This window comes from Lysobacter sp. Soil_C_15, assembly GCF_057657315.1.
Genome location: NZ_JBDGIR010000005.1, coordinates 239,264 through 257,331, shown reverse-complemented (window position 1 = coordinate 257,331; position 18,068 = coordinate 239,264). Strand labels below are relative to the sequence as shown.

At 67.9% G+C, this 18,068-nt stretch carries 18 protein-coding genes; 6 read left to right on the top strand and 12 right to left on the bottom strand.

The window, feature by feature from the left end; all coding sequences use genetic code 11:
- Positions 1-47 precede the first annotated feature (47 nt).
- The 3 genes from AC3A57_RS13970 (at position 48) to AC3A57_RS13960 (ending at position 4,008) form a co-directional block, all read left to right on the top strand.
- Positions 48-1,406, top strand: coding sequence for a sigma-54-dependent transcriptional regulator (locus AC3A57_RS13970; protein WP_487579454.1), 1,359 nt, complete (start codon positions 48-50; stop codon positions 1,404-1,406).
- 10 nt (positions 1,407-1,416) lie between these two features.
- Positions 1,417-2,721, top strand: coding sequence for a sensor histidine kinase (locus AC3A57_RS13965; protein ID WP_487579453.1), 1,305 nt, complete (start codon positions 1,417-1,419; stop codon positions 2,719-2,721).
- A 456-nt stretch (positions 2,722-3,177) separates the two neighbouring features.
- The gene (locus AC3A57_RS13960; RefSeq protein WP_487579452.1) at positions 3,178-4,008 is read left to right on the top strand and encodes a glycoside hydrolase family 18 protein; all 831 of its coding nucleotides are present in this window, start codon (positions 3,178-3,180) and stop codon (positions 4,006-4,008) included.
- A 315-nt stretch (positions 4,009-4,323) separates the two neighbouring features.
- Here AC3A57_RS13960 and AC3A57_RS13955 read toward each other — a convergent pair whose 3' ends face one another.
- Together AC3A57_RS13955 and glmU are read right to left on the bottom strand one after the other, a co-directional pair.
- Positions 4,324-5,301: a right-handed parallel beta-helix repeat-containing protein gene (locus AC3A57_RS13955; protein WP_487579451.1), complete on the bottom strand. Its 978-nt coding sequence runs from the start codon at positions 5,299-5,301 to the stop codon at positions 4,324-4,326.
- 119 nt (positions 5,302-5,420) lie between these two features.
- Entirely contained in the window at positions 5,421-6,800 is a 1,380-nt protein-coding gene (gene glmU / locus AC3A57_RS13950; RefSeq protein WP_487579450.1) for a bifunctional UDP-N-acetylglucosamine diphosphorylase/glucosamine-1-phosphate N-acetyltransferase GlmU, read from the bottom strand.
- A 74-nt stretch (positions 6,801-6,874) separates the two neighbouring features.
- Between glmU and AC3A57_RS13945 the strand changes: the two genes are divergently transcribed.
- Positions 6,875-8,455 (top strand): hypothetical protein, encoded by a 1,581-nt coding sequence (locus AC3A57_RS13945; RefSeq protein ID WP_487579449.1) that lies wholly within the window; start codon positions 6,875-6,877, stop codon positions 8,453-8,455.
- On the opposite strand, the gene AC3A57_RS13940 is transcribed toward AC3A57_RS13945, so the two are convergent.
- On the bottom strand, positions 8,421-9,344 hold the full coding sequence (locus tag AC3A57_RS13940) for a glycosyltransferase (protein WP_487579448.1): 924 nt from the start codon (positions 9,342-9,344) through the stop codon (positions 8,421-8,423). The two genes, AC3A57_RS13945 and AC3A57_RS13940, sit on opposite strands and share 35 nt — an antisense overlap.
- A gap of 126 nt (positions 9,345-9,470) precedes the next feature.
- Between AC3A57_RS13940 and AC3A57_RS13935 the strand changes: the two genes are divergently transcribed.
- Positions 9,471-9,854, top strand: coding sequence for a GtrA family protein (locus AC3A57_RS13935; protein WP_487579447.1), 384 nt, complete (start codon positions 9,471-9,473; stop codon positions 9,852-9,854).
- Between the two features lie 199 nt (positions 9,855-10,053).
- On the opposite strand, the gene AC3A57_RS13930 is transcribed toward AC3A57_RS13935, so the two are convergent.
- The 9 genes from AC3A57_RS13930 to AC3A57_RS13890 all read right to left on the bottom strand — a co-directional run bounded on the left by AC3A57_RS13930 (position 10,054) and on the right by AC3A57_RS13890 (position 17,496).
- Positions 10,054-10,479 (bottom strand): F0F1 ATP synthase subunit epsilon, encoded by a 426-nt coding sequence (locus tag AC3A57_RS13930; protein WP_221671222.1) that lies wholly within the window; start codon positions 10,477-10,479, stop codon positions 10,054-10,056.
- A gap of 155 nt (positions 10,480-10,634) precedes the next feature.
- Positions 10,635-12,062, bottom strand: a complete 1,428-nt coding sequence (gene atpD / locus AC3A57_RS13925; protein WP_064748959.1) for a F0F1 ATP synthase subunit beta — start codon at positions 12,060-12,062, stop codon at positions 10,635-10,637.
- A gap of 69 nt (positions 12,063-12,131) precedes the next feature.
- On the bottom strand, positions 12,132-12,995 hold the full coding sequence (gene atpG / locus AC3A57_RS13920) for a F0F1 ATP synthase subunit gamma (RefSeq protein ID WP_221671220.1): 864 nt from the start codon (positions 12,993-12,995) through the stop codon (positions 12,132-12,134).
- A gap of 147 nt (positions 12,996-13,142) precedes the next feature.
- The gene (gene atpA / locus AC3A57_RS13915; protein WP_487579446.1) at positions 13,143-14,693 is read right to left on the bottom strand and encodes a F0F1 ATP synthase subunit alpha; all 1,551 of its coding nucleotides are present in this window, start codon (positions 14,691-14,693) and stop codon (positions 13,143-13,145) included.
- A 139-nt stretch (positions 14,694-14,832) separates the two neighbouring features.
- Complete coding sequence (locus AC3A57_RS13910) at positions 14,833-15,360, bottom strand: F0F1 ATP synthase subunit delta (protein WP_064748962.1); 528 nt, start codon at positions 15,358-15,360, stop codon at positions 14,833-14,835.
- A gap of 16 nt (positions 15,361-15,376) precedes the next feature.
- Complete coding sequence (locus AC3A57_RS13905; protein ID WP_064748963.1) at positions 15,377-15,847, bottom strand: F0F1 ATP synthase subunit B; 471 nt, start codon at positions 15,845-15,847, stop codon at positions 15,377-15,379.
- Between the two features lie 87 nt (positions 15,848-15,934).
- Positions 15,935-16,204, bottom strand: a complete 270-nt coding sequence (gene atpE / locus AC3A57_RS13900; RefSeq protein ID WP_064748964.1) for a F0F1 ATP synthase subunit C — start codon at positions 16,202-16,204, stop codon at positions 15,935-15,937.
- 76 nt (positions 16,205-16,280) lie between these two features.
- Positions 16,281-17,117, bottom strand: a complete 837-nt coding sequence (gene atpB, locus AC3A57_RS13895) for a F0F1 ATP synthase subunit A (RefSeq protein ID WP_487579445.1) — start codon at positions 17,115-17,117, stop codon at positions 16,281-16,283.
- Positions 17,118-17,127: 10 nt separating this feature from the next.
- Positions 17,128-17,496: a hypothetical protein gene (locus AC3A57_RS13890; RefSeq protein WP_487579444.1), complete on the bottom strand. Its 369-nt coding sequence runs from the start codon at positions 17,494-17,496 to the stop codon at positions 17,128-17,130.
- 334 nt (positions 17,497-17,830) lie between these two features.
- On the opposite strand from AC3A57_RS13890, the gene AC3A57_RS13885 reads away from it, so the two are divergent.
- A complete protein-coding gene (locus AC3A57_RS13885) occupies positions 17,831-18,037 on the top strand; it encodes a DUF2061 domain-containing protein (protein WP_487579443.1) in 207 nt (68 codons plus the stop codon).
- Positions 18,038-18,068: the final 31 nt, after the last annotated feature.

The following is an 18,068-nucleotide window of genomic DNA, read 5'->3' as shown; positions in this document are numbered from 1 at the left end:
ACTACGGCGGCGCGGCGTCGCGCCGCCGCACGCTCACTGGATGCACGATGCGCACGGTCCTGGTCATCGACGACAACCCCGCGGTCGCCACCGCGCTGGACCTGCTGTTCGGGCTGCGCGAAATCCGTGTGGTCACCGCGCAGTCGCCGGAGCAGGGCCTGGAGCTGTTGGCGCGCGAGGACGTCGGCCTGGTGCTGCAGGACATGAACTTCAGCGCCGACACCACCTCCGGCCAAGAAGGCGTGGCCCTGTTCCGGGCGATCCGCGCACGCCACCCCGACCTGCCGATCATCCTGCTGACCGCCTGGACCCACCTGGACACCGCGGTCGACCTGGCCAAGGCCGGCGCCGCCGACTACCTGGCCAAGCCCTGGGACGACCAGAAGCTGCTCGCCAGCGTCGAGAACCTGCTCGAACTCGGCGCCAGCACGCGCGAGGTCTCGCGCCTGCACGAACAAAGGCGCAAGCGCCACCGCGACCTGGAAGCGCGTTTCGACCTGCGCGGGCTGGTGTTCGGCTCCGAGCAACTGGCCGCGGTGATCGAACTGGCCGGCCAGGTCGCGCGCGCCGACGTGCCGGTGCTGATCACCGGCCCCAACGGCGCCGGCAAGGAAAAGATCGCCGAGATCGTCCAGGCCAACTCCGCGGTCAAGGCCGGCCCGTTCGTGACCCTCAATTGCGGGGCGATGCCGACCGAGCTGATCGAGGCCGAATTGTTCGGGGCCGACGCCGGCGCCTACACCGGCGCCAACAAATCGCGCGAGGGCAAGTTCGAAGCCGCCGACGGCGGCACCTTGTTCCTCGACGAAATCGGCAACCTGCCGCCGGCCGGGCAGATGAAACTGCTGCGCGTGCTGGAAACCGGACGCTTCGAACGGCTGGGCTCCAACCGCGAGCGTCAAGTCAGCGTGCGGGTGATCAGCGCGACCAACGCCGACCTGGCGACGATGATCCGCGACGGCCGCTTCCGCGAGGATCTCTACTACCGGCTCAACACGATCCAGATCGACATCCCGCCGCTGGCCGAACGCCGCGACGACGTGCTGCCGCTGGCCCGGCATTTCCTCCAGGCCAATCCGCTCGGCGCCGGCAAGCGCCTGGGCGAAGACGCCGAACGCGCCCTGCTCGGCCATGCCTGGCCCGGCAACGTGCGCGAACTGCGCAACACCCTGCAGCGCGCGGCCCTGCTGGCGCGCAGCGAAGTGATCGGCGCGGCCGACCTGGGCCTGCCGCCGGCGTCGGCCGGAGCCGGCGGCAACGGCGCCGTCGAGGAGCCCGATCGCGCCGCGATCGAAGCCGCGCTGGAACGCGCCGGCGGCGTGCTGGCCCAGGCCGCCAGCGAACTGGGCCTGTCGCGGCAGGCGCTGTATCGGCGCCTCGACCGCCTCGGCATCAAGCGCGACTGAGGCCGCCCGCATGCGCCGTCCGTCCCTGAGCCTGGTCTTCGCCGCGATCGCGCTGGCCTATCTCGCCGTCGGCGCGGCCCTGAGCCTGTGGCTGTCGTCTTACCTGTCCGAGCGCTGGTTGGCGCCCGCGATCGCGGTGGCGCTGCTCGCGCCGCTGCTGGTCTACCACGTGCGGCGCGCGTTCGCGCCGATGAACTCGTTGTTCCGCGCTCTCGCCGGCTCGGTCGCCAGCTATCGCGACGGCGACTACTCGATCAGCTTCCATTGGACCGGCGGCGGCGACCTGGGCGAACTGGTCGCCAGCCACAACCGCCTCGGCGATGCGTTGCGCGAGCAGCGTCTGAGCCTGGTCCAGCGCGAACTGCTGCTCGACACCATGGTCCAGAACACGCCGGTGGCGATGCTGCTGGTCGATCCGGCGCGGCGCATCGTCCACGGCAACCTGGCCGCGCGCAAGATGCTCGGCGACGGCCGGCGCCTGGAAGGCCAGGACTTCGCCGAGTTGCTGGCGCGTGCGCCGTGGCCGATGCAGGAGGCCTTCGAGCGCGGCGGCGACGGCATGTTCAGCGTCGGCGACATCGAGAACGAAGAGATCTACCACCTGTCGCGGCGGATCTTCCGCCTCAACGGCCGCGCCCACGAACTGGTGCTGCTGCGCCAGCTCACCGCCGAACTGCGCCGGCAGGAAGTGCAGACCTGGAAGAAAGTGATCCGGGTGATCAGCCACGAGCTCAACAACTCGCTGGCGCCGATCGCTTCGCTGGCCCACTCCGGCGCCGAACTGCTGCGCCGCGGCCAGCACGAGCGCCTGCCGACCGCGCTGCAGACCATCGAAGAACGCGCCCGCCACCTGGAAGGCTTCATCCGCGACTACGCCCGCTTCGCCAAGCTGCCCGCGCCGCGGCTGCAGCCGATCGAATGGTCGCGCTTCATCGAACAGTTGCGCAGCCAGGTCGCCTTCGCCTACGACGGCGTGCCCGGCGAAGCGGTGGCGCGGGTCGACGCGGCCCAGCTCGAACAGAGCCTCATCAACCTGCTCAAGAACGCGCACGAATCGGGCTCGCCCCCGGAAGAAGTGCGCCTGCAGCTGCGCCGGGTGCAGGACGCCTGGCGCATCGACATCCTCGACCGCGGCAGCGGCATGAACGATGCCGTGCTCGCCAACGCCTTGTTGCCGTTCTACTCGACCAAGCGCAACGGCACCGGCCTGGGCTTGGCCCTGGCGCGCGAGATCGCCGAGGCCCACGGCGGCCGCATCGCCCTGCTCAATCGCCAGGGCGGCGGCTTGTGCGTGTCGATGGTGTTGCCGGACTGAGCGATCCGCTTCGGCGACGTAGGCGCTGCAGAGGGGCCGTCGCGCGTTTGCCGAAGGTCCCGATATCCGCAGGCGGCTCAGGCTGCGAACCCGGCCGCATCGAGGATAGCGCAGCGCTTGTTGCGCTTGCGCCGGCCGCCTGCCTGCCTCTTCGACGCTCCGCCGACGGCTCGGCGACGGTTGCGGCGGCAGACGCGGATTCGCCGATTCGCGAACGAACGCATGGTCTTCGTCCGCCGCCTGCTCCACGCTTGCGCGGCGAACCGCATCGCGCCGCATCCACAGCATCCGTCGTGCGAACCATAGGGTGAAACGCATCCTGGTTCGTTTCTAGCGTGGGCGCATGCATCCGGCGATCGCTTCGCGCCCTGGAATAGAGCCGTTTTTCCAAACAATGGAAGAGGAGATCCGCCAATGCTTCGCACATCTACGCTTTTGGCTTTCGGTCTAATGGCAATGCTCGCCAGTTTCGGCGCCAGCGCTGCGCGCAACGTCGTGTTCTTGAACAATCCTTCGCCGCAGAACGTGAAGGACATCGGCCACTTCCGGGTCAAGAGCACCGGCCAGCCGTTCTTCTCCGACCTGGTGCTGTTCGCCGCCAACATCAACGGCAGCACGCCGAACACGCCGGTGCTGTACTACAACACGGAGATGAGCGCGATCCTGAAGGACAACATCGACGCCGTGCGCCAATTGCAGGCGGCGGGGATCAAGGTCCAGATCTCCTATCTGGGCAATCACCAGAACGCCGGCTGGTCGTGCAACATGACCTCCAGGACCGCGAACCGGCTCGGCAACGCGATGGTTGCCGACATGGTCAAGTACGGCCTGGACGGGATCAGCGTCGACGACGAGTACTCCACCTGCTCGGGCAGCGCGAGCTCGTTCTATGCGGTGCTGAAGGCGATCCGCAGCAACCCCTACTTCAGCGGCAAGACCCTGAGCAAAGCGCTGTGGTCGGACTCGCAGTACTTCCGTTCGCCCTACAACGCCGCCACCCAGCTGACCGAAGGCTATGAGATGACCTATGGCGGCAGCGTCGGCTACCTGGCGCCCTACGTCGGCTACGGCATGGCCAAGAGCAATCTGTTCCTCGGCATCTCGCCGGAATTCAGCTCGGCGTCGCAGGCCGGCTCGATCGCCGGCAGCGTCGCCAGCGGCGGCTACCAGGGCGTGATGATCTGGGCGCCGAACGCCTTCCTCAGCAACGCCGCGGCGGCGCAGTACTACACCGAGATCGTCAAGGCCCAGGCCGGCGCCACAGAGTCGGTCGAATACGTGCCCTGAAGCATGGCCCCGAAGCCTGCGGATGCCCGCCTGCGCGGGCGTGGCGACTCAGCGGACCGCTACTGCGGATCCCTGCCGTCATCCCCGCGAACGCGGGGATCCAGGGCCCATCCGGCATGATTTTCGGCCTCTGGATGCCCGCGTCAGCGGGCATGACGGCTCAGGGAATGCAGCCTCCACCTGCCGTCATCCCCGCCAAGGCGGGGATCCAGGGCAACATCCAGCTATGACTCCCAAGTCTCTGCATGCCCGAGTTCGCGGGCATGACGGCTCAGGGAAGACCGGTCGCCGCGACGCGCCCGTTCCCTGTCGCGCCTAATCCCGCACCGTTCCCGATTCGATCAGCCGCGGCTCGCCGAGCGCGCCGCAGGCGTCGTCGGCGCCGAACAGCAAGGTCGAGGCGATGGCGCCGTAATAGCCGTCGCCGACCCGGTTGTCGCGGAACACGTTGCCGGCCGACGGGCACTCCGGCCGCGGCAGGGTGCAGCGTTCGACGCAGTACCAGTCCGAGTACGCGGCGCGCTTGCCGGCCCGCTCGAACGCGTTGTCGACGATCCAGTTGCCGTCGGCGCCGTCGCGGGTACGGATCGCATCGCCGTTGACCGCGACGAAGCGGTTGCGCTCGATCCGGTTGGCGCCGGAGCCGTGCGCGGCGTAGACCGCGTGCAGATAGCCCGAGTATTCGGTCGGGTTCTCGATCGATTCGAAGTGATTGTCGTACAGGCCGTTTCGGCGCGAATTGATCAGCCGCACCGCCGCGTACGAGTACGGCGCCGGGCCGACGCCGTAGCGGCCGCCGATGCGGACGAAGCGCATGCTGCGCAGTTCGTTGTAGCCGTTCCAGCCGCCGGCCGGGTCGTTGCGGTCGCCGACCAGGTCGACGCCTAGCCAGTAGTCGCTCACCGTCAGGTAGCGGAAATGCAGCTTCGATGCGCCGGCGGCGCTGCGCAGTTCGAACCAGGTGCCGGCCGCGCCGCCGCCGTCGAACACCGGCCGCGCGGTCGCGCCCGGCGTCGGCAGGAAACTGATCCGATAGCCGTTCAAGTAGGTCCACACGACCTGCTGGCCGCGGTAGTTGCCCGGCGCGATCCGTACCTCGACGTCCTCGCGCGGCGCATGCCGATGCAGCAGGGCGTCGGCGCGCGCCAGGCTGCGGATCGCGGTCGCGGCGCTGCGGCCGTCGCGGGCGTCGTCGCCATCGGGCGCCAGGTACAGGCGGAACACCGCCTGCGCCGGCGGCGCGCACAGCAACGCGGTTGCGGCCAGCATCGCGCCGGCGAGCCTGCTGTCCATCGATCGGTTCCCGTCGCGCTCCCCGCGCCGACGGCAGGCTAGCGCGCGCGCGACGCCGGCCGCGCTGCCGCGCATCACGGAACGCGCCATGCGGCGCGCCGCGATGCGCGGGGTCGCGCTTACTTTTTCTTGACCGGCCGCTTCCAGCCTTCGATCGTGGCCTGGCGCGCGCGCGCCACGGTCAGTTCCCCGGCCGGCGCCGGGCGGGTGATCACCGAGCCGGCGCCGATGGTCGCGTCCTTGCCGATCGTGACCGGCGCCACCAGCGAAGCGTTGGAGCCGATGAAAGCGCCGTCCTCGATCGTGGTGGTCGATTTGTTGACCCCGTCGTAGTTGCAGGTGATGGTGCCCGCGCCGACATTGACCCCGGCGCCGATCACCGCATCGCCGAGGTAGGTCAGGTGATTGGCCTTGCTGCCGACGCCGACCCGGGCGTTCTTGGTTTCGACGAAGTTGCCGACGTGGGCGCCGTCGGCGAGCACCGTGCCCGGCCGCAGCCGCGAGTACGGTCCGATCTGCGCCGCGCCCTCGACCACCACGCCGTCGAGGTCGCAATGCGCGCGCACCTCGGTGCCCGCGCCCAGGCGCACGTCCTTGAGCCGGCTGAACGGCCCCACGCGCACGCCGTCGCCGAGTTCGACCGTGCCCTCGAAAATCACGTCGACGTCGATCTCGACATCGCGCCCGACCGCGACCGTGCCGCGCTGGTCGTAACGCGAAGGGTCGGCCAGGCGCGCGCCCTGCACGCACAAAGCGCGCGCGGCGCGGCGCTGGAACGCACGCTCGAGCTGGGCCAACTGCCAGGAGTCGTTGGCGCCCTCGACCTCGATCGGGTCTTCGACATGGACCATCTCGGCCGCGGTGTATTCGGCGGCGGCGGAACCGAACACGTCGGTCAGGTAGTACTCGCCCTGGGCGTTGTCGTTGCCCAGACGCTCCAGCCAGCGCCGCAAAGGCTCGCCGTCGGCGACCAGGATGCCGGTGTTGACGGTGCGGATGGCGCGCTGCTCGTCGTCGGCGTCCTTGTGCTCGACGATGCGGCCGACCCGGCCCTCGGAATCGCGCACGATTCGGCCATAGCCGGTCGGATCGGCGAGGTCGGCGACCAGCACTGCGATCCGTCCCTGCGCCGCGAGCAAGCGCTGCAGCGTGTCGGCCGCGATCAGCGGCACGTCCCCGTACAGGATCAGCACGCGCGCGTCTTGCGGCACATTAGGCATCGCCTGCTGCACCGCGTGGCCGGTGCCCAGGCGCTGGCTCTGCTCGGCCCAGGACAGGTCGTCCTGTCCGGCGAACGCGGCCCGCACCTGCTCGCCGCCGTGGCCGTAGACCACGTGGATGCCGGCCGGTTTCAGCGCGCGCGCGGTGTCGATCACGTGCGCCAGCATCGGCTGCCCGGCGATCTTCTGCAGCACCTTGGCGGTGGCGGACTTCATCCGCTTGCCCTCGCCCGCGGCGAGGATGACGATATGCAACTGGTTCATCGAATCACGAGCCATCGTTGTGTCCACTTCCTTGACGCGCATGCCGCGCCCGGGCCGAATCTTAGCAACTGCCGATTGCGGGACCCTGCATGTCCGCTGAGCGAGTTTCCTGGCGCCCCGCCGCCGTCGTGGCCCTGTTCTTCACCCTGCTCGCGGCCGTGGGGCAGCGCCAGGACGCGAACTGGGACCTGCGTAACTATCATTTGTATACGCCGTTGGCATGGCTGGACGGTCGGCTGCAAACCGACATCGCCGCGGCGCAGATGCAGACCTGGCACAACCCGATCGCCGATCTGCCGTTCGCGTTGCTGGTGCGCGCCGGCGCAGGCGGCTGGCTGGTCTCGCTGTGGCTGGCGCTGCCGACCTTCCTCGCCTTGTTCTTCGGCCTGCGCCTGCTCGACCGGCTGTGGCCGGCCCAGCGCAGCGCGCTGCGCAGTTGGATGGCCGGACTGGTCGCGATCACCGGCGCGGCGGTCTATCCGGGCGCGGCGGCAACCTTCAACGACCACATCGTCGCCGCCTTCGTCCTGGCCGGCCTGTGGTGGTTGGCCGACTCGCCGGGCCGCCGCGGCGCCTGGGCGACCTGGCTGCCGGTCGGCCTGCTCGGCGGTCTGGCCGCGGGGCTCAAGCTGACCGCAGTCATGTATTGCCTGGGCTTCATCGCCGCCGCGGCGCTGGCCGGGCCCTGGCGCCAGGCGCCGGCGCGGCTGTGCGCGCTGGCGCTCGGCGGGGCGATCGGCGCCGCGCTGAGCTGGGGGCCGTGGGGCTGGTACCTGTGGCAGCAGCACGGCAATCCGCTGTTCCCCTACTTCAACCAGTGGTTCCATTCGCCCGACGCCTTGTTCGAAGACCGGCGCGACCTGCGCTTCCTGCCGCAGACCGCGTGGGACGCGGCGAACGTGCCGCTGCGCCTGCTGCGCAAGAGCAACGACTTCTCCGAGGCCTCGCTGGCCGACGCGCGGCTGCTGCTCGGCTTCGCCGCGCTCGCCGGCTGGCTGTGGACCGGGCGCCGCCGCGACGACGCGACGCGCGCCGACAGCGCGCAAACCGACGCGCAGGGGCTGCGCTGGCCCCTGCTGGCCTTCGTCCTGGTCAGCTATGGATTCTGGCTGGCGGTGTACTGCATCTACCGCTATCTGCTGCCGCTGGAGCTGCTGTGCTCGCTGCTGATCGTCGGCCTGCTGTCGCAGCTGTTCGCGCGGCGCTGGACCCGCACCGCGCTGGTGCTCGGCAGCCTGCTCGCGATCGCCCCGACCAAGCACCCGGGCTGGGGCCGCGATCCATTCCGCACGCCGATGATCTCGGTCGCGTTCCCGGCCTTGCCGCCCGGCAGCCTGGTGCTGTCCAGCACCGAGCAACCGATCGGCCACGCCGCCGCATTCCTGCCGCGCGACGTACCGCTGTACGCGATCCGCAACAACTTCATGGACCCGCAGCGCTGCACCCGCCTGCAGGCGCGGGTCGAACGCGGCATCGCGACGCACGAGGGACCGCTGTGGCTGCTGCGCCCGGTCGCCGTCGACGCAGTCGCCGCGCAGCGCATGAGCCTGTACGGATTGCACCTGGACGGCGCCTGCCGGCCGATCCAGGACAGCCTGGCGCGGCTGGAACTGTGCCCGCTGCGGCGCGAGCCGTTCACTCCGATTTGTAGCGCACCACCTGGTCGGTGATCAGGCGCAGGATCTCGTTCGAGCGGCGGTTGACGGTGTCCAGGATCAGGCCGGTGGCGAGCAGAATGAACGCGGTCAGGGCCAACGCCGCGGCGAGTACCGCGGTCGAGGGATGGGTGACCGCGCCGGTGAGGCTGTATTCGTGGACGACGAAGGCGCCGAAACCGGCGCTGGCCAGCGCGGCCAGCAGCGCGGCGGTGCCGAAGAACAGCAGCGGACGCAGGTCCTTGAACAGGAAGCCGATGGTGCGCAGCACCCGGAAGCCGTCGCGGAAGGTGTTGAGCTTGGATTCGCTGCCTTCCGGGCGCACGCCGTAGGGCACGGTGCGTTCGCTGAGCACGAAGGCGTTGGCCATCGCGAACACGGTCATCTCGGTCTCGATCTCGAAGCCGCGCGACAGCACCGGCATCGATTTGACGAAGCGGCGCGAGAACGCGCGATAGCCCGACAGCACGTCGCGCACCGGCTGGCCGAACAGGCGGCCGATGCTCCAGCGCACCAGCTTGTTGCCGAAACCGTGGAAGCGGCGGAACGAGTCGGAGTCGAACTGCTCCAGGCGGGTGCCGACGACCATGTCGGCGCGGCCTTCGACGATGTCCTCGAGCAACTGGCGCGCGTGTTCGGCCGGATAGGTGTCGTCGCCGTCGACCATCAGGTACACGTCGGCCTCGACCTCGCGGAACATGGTCCGCACCACGTTGCCCTTGCCCTTGGCCGGTACCCGCCGCACCTGCGCGCCGGCGGCGCGGGCCAGCGCGGCGGTGTCGTCGGTGCTGGCGTTGTCGAATACCCAGATCTCGGCCTCGGGCAGGGCGCGGCGGAAATCGGCGACCACCTTGGCCACCGTCTTGGCTTCGTTGTAGCAGGGAATCAGGACCGCGCTGCGCAAAACCGGGACTCGGGCGAGGATTGATATGCCGAATGGTACATTGTCCCTTCGATAGAGTACCGACATGCACAGTTCAGCCCAGGCCTCGCCCCATCCCGCGCCATTCACCTCGGCAAGGTCCCGCGCATGAGCCTGACCCGCCAGGGCCGCAATTACCTCGCCTTCGGCGCCCTGCAGTATTTCCTCGACTGGGGCGTGATGGTCGGGCTCAGCCACCTGGGCATGCCGGTCGAGGCGGCCAACCTGGCCGGCCGCATCAGCGGCGCCATGCTCGGCTTCTGGCTCAACGGCCGCTTCACCTTCGCCGGCGAGGACACCACGGTCGGCCGGCGCCAGTTCGGGCGCTTCGTGACGATGTGGATCGGCACCACCCTGGTCAGCACCTGGGCGGTCGGCACGGTCGACGACTACGCCGGGCTCAAATGGACCTGGCTGGCCAAGCCGGTGATCGAGGTGATCCTGGGCGGAGTCGGCTTCCTGGTCTCGCGCCATTGGGTGTATCGGCGCTGAGGTTCGCGGGGCGACGCGCGGCGTCGACAGCCGCGCTGCGCGGGACTGAGGTCGCGGCCGCGGCTTGCGACCGCAGGCAGCTTCCGTGGGGCGCCGCAGCGGCGGAGTGAGGCGCCGCGAACGCGAGGGCGAAGGCCGCGCGCAAACGAAAACGCCGGCCCAGGGCCGGCGTTTCCGCATCGGGCCGCAGCGCGGCCGATCAGTGCTTGACGTTCTTGCGCAGGCGCTCCAGCGCCTGCAGCTGCGCCATCGCCTCGGCCAGCTTGGCCTGGGCTTCGGCGACGTCCATCTGCGGGCCGCGGTTGGCCAGCGCGCGCTCGGCTTCTTCCTTGGCCGCGCGCACGGCGGCCTCGTCGATGTCCTGGGCGCGGATCGCGGTGTCGGCCAGCACGGTCACGACCTGCGGCTGCACTTCGAGGATGCCGCCGGACACGGCGAAATCCAGTTGCTCGCCGTTGGGCAGGGTGACCACGACCTTGCCCGGCTTGAGGCGGGTGATCAGCGGCGCGTGCCGCGGGGCGATGCCGAGCTCGCCGATCTCGCCGGTGGCGACCAGCAGCGTCGCCTCGCCGTGGAAGATTTCTTCCTCGGCGCTGACGATGTCGCAACGGAAGGTGGATGCCATAAAGAAACGCCTCTATTCATTGTCCCCCTCTCCCGCTCAGCGGGAGAGGGCAGGGGTGAGGGCACGCGATGGATGAGTACGAACGTCGCCAGGAACAATCGGTAACAGCGCCCTCACCCACCCCTCTCCCGCAAGCGGGAGAGGGAATCGCGGGTTTAGCCCACGCCCATCTTCTTGGCCTTCTCGACCGCTTCTTCGATGCCGCCGACCATGTAGAACGCCTGCTCCGGCAGGTGGTCGTACTCGCCTTCGACGATGCCCTTGAAGCCGCGGATGGTGTCCTTCAGCGACACGTACTTGCCCGGGGCGCCGGTGAACACTTCGGCGACGTGGAAGGGCTGGGAGAAGAAGCGCTCGATCTTGCGCGCGCGAGCCACGGCGGTCTTGTCTTCTTCCGACAGCTCGTCCATGCCCAGGATCGCGATGATGTCCTTGAGCTCCTTGTACTTCTGCAAGGTGGCCTGGACGCGGCGCGCGGTCTCGTAGTGCTCCACGCCGACCACGTTCGGGTCGAGCTGGCGCGAGGTCGAGTCGAGCGGATCGACCGCCGGGTAGATGCCCAGCGCGGCGATGTTGCGGCTCAACACGACGGTGGCGTCGAGGTGGGCGAAGGTGGTCGCCGGCGACGGGTCGGTCAGGTCGTCCGCGGGCACGTACACGGCCTGGATCGAGGTGATCGAACCGGTCTTGGTCGAGGTGATGCGCTCCTGCAGCACGCCCATTTCCTCGGCCAGGGTCGGCTGGTAGCCCACCGCCGACGGCATGCGGCCCAGCAGCGCCGAGACTTCGGTGCCGGCCAGGGTGTAGCGGTAGATGTTGTCGACGAAGAACAGCACGTCGCGGCCCTTGCCGTTGGCGTCCTTCTCGTCGCGGAAGTACTCGGCCATGGTCAGGCCGGTCAGGGCGACGCGCAGACGGTTGCCCGGCGGCTCGTTCATCTGGCCGTACACCATCGCCACCTTCGACTTCGACAGGTCGTCCTGCACGATGACGTTGGCGTCGGACATTTCGTGGTAGAAGTCGTTGCCCTCGCGGGTACGCTCGCCCACGCCGGCGAACACCGACAGGCCCGAATGCTCGGTCGCGATGTTGTTGATCAGCTCGAGCATGTTGACGGTCTTGCCGACGCCGGCGCCGCCGAACAGGCCGACCTTGCCGCCCTTGGCGAACGGGCACATCAGGTCGATGACCTTGATGCCGGTTTCCAGCAGCTCGTTGCCCGAGGACTGGTCGGCGTAATCCGGGGCGGCGCGGTGGATTTCCCAATGCACGTCGCTTTCGACCGGACCGCGCTCGTCGATCGGCTCGCCGAGCACGTTCATGATCCGGCCCAGGGTGGCCGCGCCGACCGGCACCGACACCGCGCGACCGGTGTTGGTCGCGATCAGGTTGCGCTTGAGGCCGTCGGTGGAGCCCAGCGCGATGGCGCGCACGACGCCGTCGCCGAGCTGCTGCTGCACCTCGAGCGTGATGGCGGTGTTCTCGACCTTCAGCGCGTCGTACACCTTCGGCACCGCATCGCGCGGGAATTCCACGTCGACGACCGCACCGATGATCTGAACGATCTTGCCCTGGCTGCTCATCTTTGATTCCTCAGTAACTTTCAATGCTGCTCGTGGTCGCAGGCCGGCCGGCCGCGCCCACCGGATGGGTTAGACCGCCGCGGCGCCGCCGACGATTTCGGAGATTTCCTGGGTGATCGCTGCCTGACGGGCCTTGTTGTAGACCAGGTTCAAGGTGCCGATCAGCTTGGTGGCGTTGTCGCTCGCCGCCTTCATCGCGACCATGCGCGCGGCATGCTCGGAGGCCACGTTCTCCAACACCGCCTGGTACACCAGCGACTCGATGTAACGGGTCAGCACGTGGTCGAGCACGGTCTGCGCATCGGGTTCGTAGATGTAGTCCCAGTCGTGCTTGGCGACCTGCGTCTCCGGTTCCGGCAGCGGCAGCAGCTGATCGAACGCCGCGCGCTGGGTCATGGTGTTGACGAAGTCGTTGTAGCAGACGAATACGCGGTCGATGCTGCCGGCGCTGTAGGCGTCCAGCATCACCTTGATCACGCCGACCAGCTGCTCCAGGTGCGGCTGGTCGCCCAGGTGGGTGACCGAAGCCAGCATGTTGACCTTGATCCGGCGGAAGAACACCGAGGCCTTCTGGCCGATGGTGACCACGTCGACCTCGACGCCCTGCTCCTGCCACTTGCGGAACTCGCCGAGCAGCTTGCGGAACAGGTTGTTGTTGAGGCCGCCGGCCAGGCCGCGGTCGGACGACACGATCACGTAGCCGACGCGCTTCACGTCCTTGCGCTCGACCATGTACGGATGCCGGTAATCGGAATTGGCCTGGGCCAGGTGACCGATCACCTGCTTGATCACGCGCGCGTACGGGCGCGAGGTCTTCATCCGATCCTGCGCCTTGCGGATCTTGGAAGCCGAGACCATTTCCAGCGCGCGGGTCACCTTGCGGGTGTTCTGCACGCTCTTGATCTTGGTTTTGATTTCGCGTCCGCCTGCCATCTCTTTATCCGGGACTCGGGACTCGGGACTCGGGACTCGAAGCGTCCCCGCCAGAATCGTTACTGCTCGCCCGGGACTTCGGATCCGGCGTCTCGGAACCCGCTTTCGCGAATCCCGAGTCCCGAGTCCCGAGTCCCGGCTCCAGGGTTACCAGCTGCCGGTCTGCTTGAACTCTTCGATGCCCTTCTTGAAGGCGCCTTCGATTTCGTCGTTCCAGTCGCCGGTGCTGTTGACCTTCTCGATCAGCGCGCCGTTGGTGTTGACGAAATGCGAATGCAGCGCTTCTTCGAACGCGCCGATCTTGTTCACCGGCACGTCGTCCATGAAGCCCTTGTCGACCGCGTAGATCGACAGCGACTGCAGGGCGATCGGCATCGGAGCGTACTGCTTCTGCTTCATCAGCTCGGTCACGCGCTGGCCGCGCTCGAGCTGCTTGCGGGTGGCTTCGTCCAGGTCCGAGGCGAACTGGGCGAACGCCGCCAGCTCGCGGTACTGGGCCAGGGCGATACGGATGCCGCCCGACAGCTTCTTGACGATCTTGGTCTGGGCCGCGCCGCCGACGCGCGACACCGAGATGCCGGCGTTGACCGCCGGGCGGATGCCGGCGTTGAACAGGTCGGTTTCCAGGAAGATCTGGCCGTCGGTGATCGAGATCACGTTGGTCGGAACGAACGCCGAGACGTCGCCGGCCTGGGTTTCGATGATCGGCAGCGCGGTCAGCGAACCGGTCTTGCCCTTCACTTCGCCGTTGGTGAACTTCTCGACGTAGTCCTCGTTGACGCGCGCGGCGCGCTCGAGCAGGCGGCTGTGCAGGTAGAACACGTCGCCCGGGTAGGCTTCGCGGCCCGGCGGACGGCGCAGCAGCAGCGAGATCTGGCGGTAGGCCACGGCCTGTTTGGACAGGTCGTCGTACACGATCAGCGCGTCTTCGCCGCGGTCGAGGAAGAACTCGCCCATGGTGCAGCCCGAGTAGGCGCTGATGTACTGCATCGCGGCCGATTCGGACGCGGTCGCGGCGACCACGATGGTGTGGGCCAGGGCGCCGTTCTCTTCCAGCTTGCGCACCACGTTGGCGATCGAGCTGGCCTTCTGGCCGATCGCGACGTAGATGCACTTAATGCCGGTGCCCTTCTGGTTGATGATCGCGTCGATCGCCATCGCGGTCTTGCCGGTCTGGCGGTCGCCGATGATCAGCTCGCGCTGGCCGCGGCCGATCGGGATCATGGCGTCGACCGACTTGTAGCCGGTCTGCACCGGCTGGTCGACCGACTTGCGCCACAGCACGCCCGGCGCCACGCGCTCGACCGGCGCGGTCAGGGTCGCGGCGATCGGGCCCTTGCCGTCGATCGGCTCGCCCAGCGCGTTGACGACGCGGCCCAGCAGCTCGCGGCCGACCGGCACTTCGAGGATGCGGCCGGTGGTCTTGGCGGTGTCGCCTTCGCTGAGGTGCTCGTAATCGCCCAGCACCACGGCGCCGACCGAGTCGCGCTCCAGGTTCAGCGCCAGGGCGAAGGTGTTGTTCGGCAGTTCGATCATTTCGCCCTGCATCACGTCGGCCAGGCCGTGGATGCGCACGATGCCGTCGGACACCGAGGTGACGGTGCCTTCGTTGCGCGCTTCGGCGGCCAGCTTGACCTTCTCGATGCGGGTCTTGATCAGTTCACTGATTTCGGACGGGTTGAGCTGGGTGCTTGCCATTGTCGTTTCCTTGGTCCTGCATCGCGATGGGCGACGCGCGGGTGCTTTCTTTTGGTTCGGGATCGGGGATGGGTGATTCGGGATCCGGTCGAGCCTTAGGCTTCTGCGAATCCCGAATCCCGAGTCCCGAGTCCCGGTTTCAGCCGGCCAGCGCCGTCTGCAGGCGCGCGAGCTTGCCCTTCAGCGAGCCGTCGATGACGACGTCGCCGGCGTCGATCACCGCGCCGCCGATCAGCGAAGCGTCGACCGCGGTCTCGACTTCGACCTGGCGGCCGAAGCGCTTGACCAGCGCGGCCTTGATCGAGTCCAGCTCGGCCGCCGGCAGGTCGCTGGCGGAGGTGACCTTGGCCTTGACCACGCGGTCGGCGTCGGCGCGCAGCTCTTCGAACAGACCGGCGATTTCCGGCAGCAGGCCGAGGCGACGGTTGTCGGAGAGCAGCGCCAGGAAGCGCTGCACCGATTCGTCCGCGCCGTCGATCGCGACCAGGCCGACGGCGTCGGCCGCGCTCAGCTGCGGGTGGCCGAGGACCGCCTGCACCTGCGGGTCGGCGGCGACGCGCGCCGAGAAGGCGAGCGCCTGCGACCATTCGGCGGAGCGGCCGGCATCGCGCGCGAGCGCGAAGGCGGCGCGGGCGTACGGACGGGCGAGGGTGAGGTTCTGGCTCATCGCGTGGGCGTTCCGATCAGATTTCTGCGGCCAGCTCGTCGAGCAGCGCCTTGTGGGCGTTGGCGTCGATTTCGCGCTTGAGCAGCTTCTCGGCGCCGGTCACGGCCAGCGCGGACACCTGCTTGCGCAGGTCCTCGCGGGCGCGGTCGGCGGCCGCTGCGATCTCGGCGTCGGCCAGCGCCTTCAGGCGGGTGGCTTCGACCATCGCATCGGTCTTGGCCTGGTCGACGATCTGATTGGCGCGCTGATGCGCCTGCTCGATGATCTCGTTGGCCTTGGTGCGGGCTTCGCGCAGCGCGGCGTCGACGCTTTCCTGCGCCTGGGCAAGGTCCTTCTGGCTGCGCTCGGCAGCGGCCAGGCCTTCGGCGATTTTCTTCTGGCGCTCTTCGATCGCTGCATTCAGCGGCGGCCAAATGAACTTCATCGTGAACCAAACGAGGATCGCGAAGGAGAGCATCTGGCCGAAGAAAGTCATGTTGGGATTCATGACGGGTCCTCGACGTTGCTTACGTTGGGCCGGCGCTTACCGGCCCGGATTGCCCGGTCCGCGCCCGAGGGCGCGGACCGACACGGATCAGCCGGCCTGCAGGACGCTGATCAGCGGGTTGGCGAACGCGAAGAACAGGGCGACGGCGAGGCCGATGATGAACGCGGCGTCGATCAGGCCGGCGAGCAGGAACATGCGGCCCTGCAGCATCGGCACCAGTTCCGGCTGACGGGCGGCGGATTCGAGGAACTTCGAGCCCATCAGCGCGATGCCGAGGCAGGCGCCCAGCGCGCCGAGACCGATGATGATGCCGATCGCGATGGCGGTCAGACCCTGAACGTTGGCGATGAACTCCATGGTGCTTCTCCTGGTAGAGGTAGTGCTAAACGGTGAAAGGGAAAACGAATGGGGGTGACGCGATTTGGAACCGGAATCAGTGACTCTCGCGGGCGCCGGCGATGTAGACGACCGTGAGGATCATGAAGATGAAGGCCTGCAGCAGGATGATCAGGATGTGGAAGATCGCCCAGGCGGCGTTGGCGAGCACGCCAGGCACGAAGGTGTAGATGCTTCCCATCAGACCGGCGATGAGCATGAACACCAGCTCGCCGCCGTACATGTTGCCGAACAGTCGCATCGCGAGCGAAACCGGCTTGACCAGCCACTCGATGATGTTCATGACCAGGTTGACCGGAACCAGCAGCAGCTTCATCGGGCCGTGGGCATGGAACGGCGCGGTAACCAGTTCCTTGCCGAAGCCCAGACCGCCCTTGGCCGAGATGGCGTGGCCGATCAGGATGAAGAACACCGAGGCCGAAATCGCGAAGGTGGTGTTGAGGTCGGCGGTCGGAACCGCGCGGAAATAGGTGTGGTGCGCGGCTTCGGCGCCGGCGAAGGTGTGGACCAGCCAGCCGAACAGGTCGAGCGGCAGCAGGTCCATCGTGTTCATGAACGCGACCCACATGAAGATGGTCAGCGCCAGCGGCGTCACCGAACGGCGGTCGCCGTGGAAGGTGTCCTTCACCTGGCCGTCGATGAACTCGAGAATGATCTCGACGAAGGCCTGGCCCTTGCTCGGCACGCCCGCGGTCGCCTTGCGCGCCGCCAGACCGAACCAAAGGATGAATAGCAGGCCGAGCACCAAGGCGACGATCCACGAGTCGAAATTGAACTTCGACATCGCATCGCTGCCAAAGACCTCACTGGTGTTGTGGGTCAGATGGTGCTTGATGTATTCGTTCAGGCCGCCCGAACCGGTCTGTTCACTCACGAAAGACACCTTATCGTTTCAAAAGATTGGCCAGTACGAAGCCCAGCGTCGCCGCGAGCAGTCCCACCAGCATTGGGAGTGGAGGCAAACGCCACCAGGCCATTCCAAGCCCCAGCACCGCCAGCACCGCCACCCACTTGAATATGACGCCGATCAACAACCGCCCGACCGCCATCCCGGCCGGTTGCACGCCGCCCCCCAAGGCCATCCTGGCGGCTACGAGGCTGCCCACCGTCGCCGCTGCGCCGCCGACCGCCGCCGCCAGCGCATGCTGTGCGCCGAGGGGGAGGAAGGCCAGCGCCGCCAGCGCCATCGCGCCGGCTTGCCAGGCAATCGCGCGCGACGCCAGCCGGCGGCCTGCGGACAATGGATCGTGCACGCGGGTCTCGTCGGTCTGGGAGGTGGCGCAAAGCGCCCGTTAGAGCCGCAAAAGTATAGAACGCGGCCGACTTTGCGGCAACCGGCGAAGTCACAATGCGGTCGAAGGGCCTCCGGTCTACGGTCTCTATCGCGGCGAACGGATGACGGGGGCGGCGGCGCATGCCGGCACTATCGCCGGAACCGCGCCGGCATTGAATTACCTGGGAGGTAAACAGGCCGCCGCGGCAGCGCCGACGATAGACCAAAACTATCGCAACCTGCCGATATTTCAATTTGCCTTTACTGGGGAGCGGCGTATTGTTGAGAACAATTCTCAATAAGGCCCCGGCGCCATGACCAAGACCCTCAGCTTCGCCTGCGTGCACTTCTCGGTCGCCTTCCTGGTCGGCTATCTGATGACCGGCAGCGTCTGGGTCGGCGGCGCCCTGGCCCTGGTCGAGCCGGCCTGCAACACGGTCGCCTTCCATCTGCACGAAAAGGTCTGGAAGCGGATCGAGCGCCGCCGCGCCGTCGGTTCGGCCCCGGCTTTGGCGCCCTGAAGCAAATTCTTTGACGAACGGCGGAACCTTT

Coding starts and splice junctions, on each gene's coding strand:
- AC3A57_RS13970 (WP_487579454.1), top strand. CDS start 48: ATGCGCACGGTCCTGGTCATCGACGACAACCCCGCGGTCGCCACCGCG.
- AC3A57_RS13965 (WP_487579453.1), top strand. CDS start 1,417: ATGCGCCGTCCGTCCCTGAGCCTGGTCTTCGCCGCGATCGCGCTGGCC.
- AC3A57_RS13960 (WP_487579452.1), top strand. CDS start 3,178: ATGCTCGCCAGTTTCGGCGCCAGCGCTGCGCGCAACGTCGTGTTCTTG.
- AC3A57_RS13955 (WP_487579451.1), bottom strand. CDS start 5,301: ATGGACAGCAGGCTCGCCGGCGCGATGCTGGCCGCAACCGCGTTGCTG.
- glmU (WP_487579450.1), bottom strand. CDS start 6,800: ATGGCTCGTGATTCGATGAACCAGTTGCATATCGTCATCCTCGCCGCG.
- AC3A57_RS13945 (WP_487579449.1), top strand. CDS start 6,875: ATGTCCGCTGAGCGAGTTTCCTGGCGCCCCGCCGCCGTCGTGGCCCTG.
- AC3A57_RS13935 (WP_487579447.1), top strand. CDS start 9,471: ATGAGCCTGACCCGCCAGGGCCGCAATTACCTCGCCTTCGGCGCCCTG.
- AC3A57_RS13930 (WP_221671222.1), bottom strand. CDS start 10,479: ATGGCATCCACCTTCCGTTGCGACATCGTCAGCGCCGAGGAAGAAATC.
- atpD (WP_064748959.1), bottom strand. CDS start 12,062: ATGAGCAGCCAGGGCAAGATCGTTCAGATCATCGGTGCGGTCGTCGAC.
- atpG (WP_221671220.1), bottom strand. CDS start 12,995: ATGGCAGGCGGACGCGAAATCAAAACCAAGATCAAGAGCGTGCAGAAC.
- atpA (WP_487579446.1), bottom strand. CDS start 14,693: ATGGCAAGCACCCAGCTCAACCCGTCCGAAATCAGTGAACTGATCAAG.
- AC3A57_RS13910 (WP_064748962.1), bottom strand. CDS start 15,360: ATGAGCCAGAACCTCACCCTCGCCCGTCCGTACGCCCGCGCCGCCTTC.
- AC3A57_RS13905 (WP_064748963.1), bottom strand. CDS start 15,847: ATGAATCCCAACATGACTTTCTTCGGCCAGATGCTCTCCTTCGCGATC.
- atpE (WP_064748964.1), bottom strand. CDS start 16,204: ATGGAGTTCATCGCCAACGTTCAGGGTCTGACCGCCATCGCGATCGGC.
- AC3A57_RS13885 (WP_487579443.1), top strand. CDS start 17,831: ATGACCAAGACCCTCAGCTTCGCCTGCGTGCACTTCTCGGTCGCCTTC.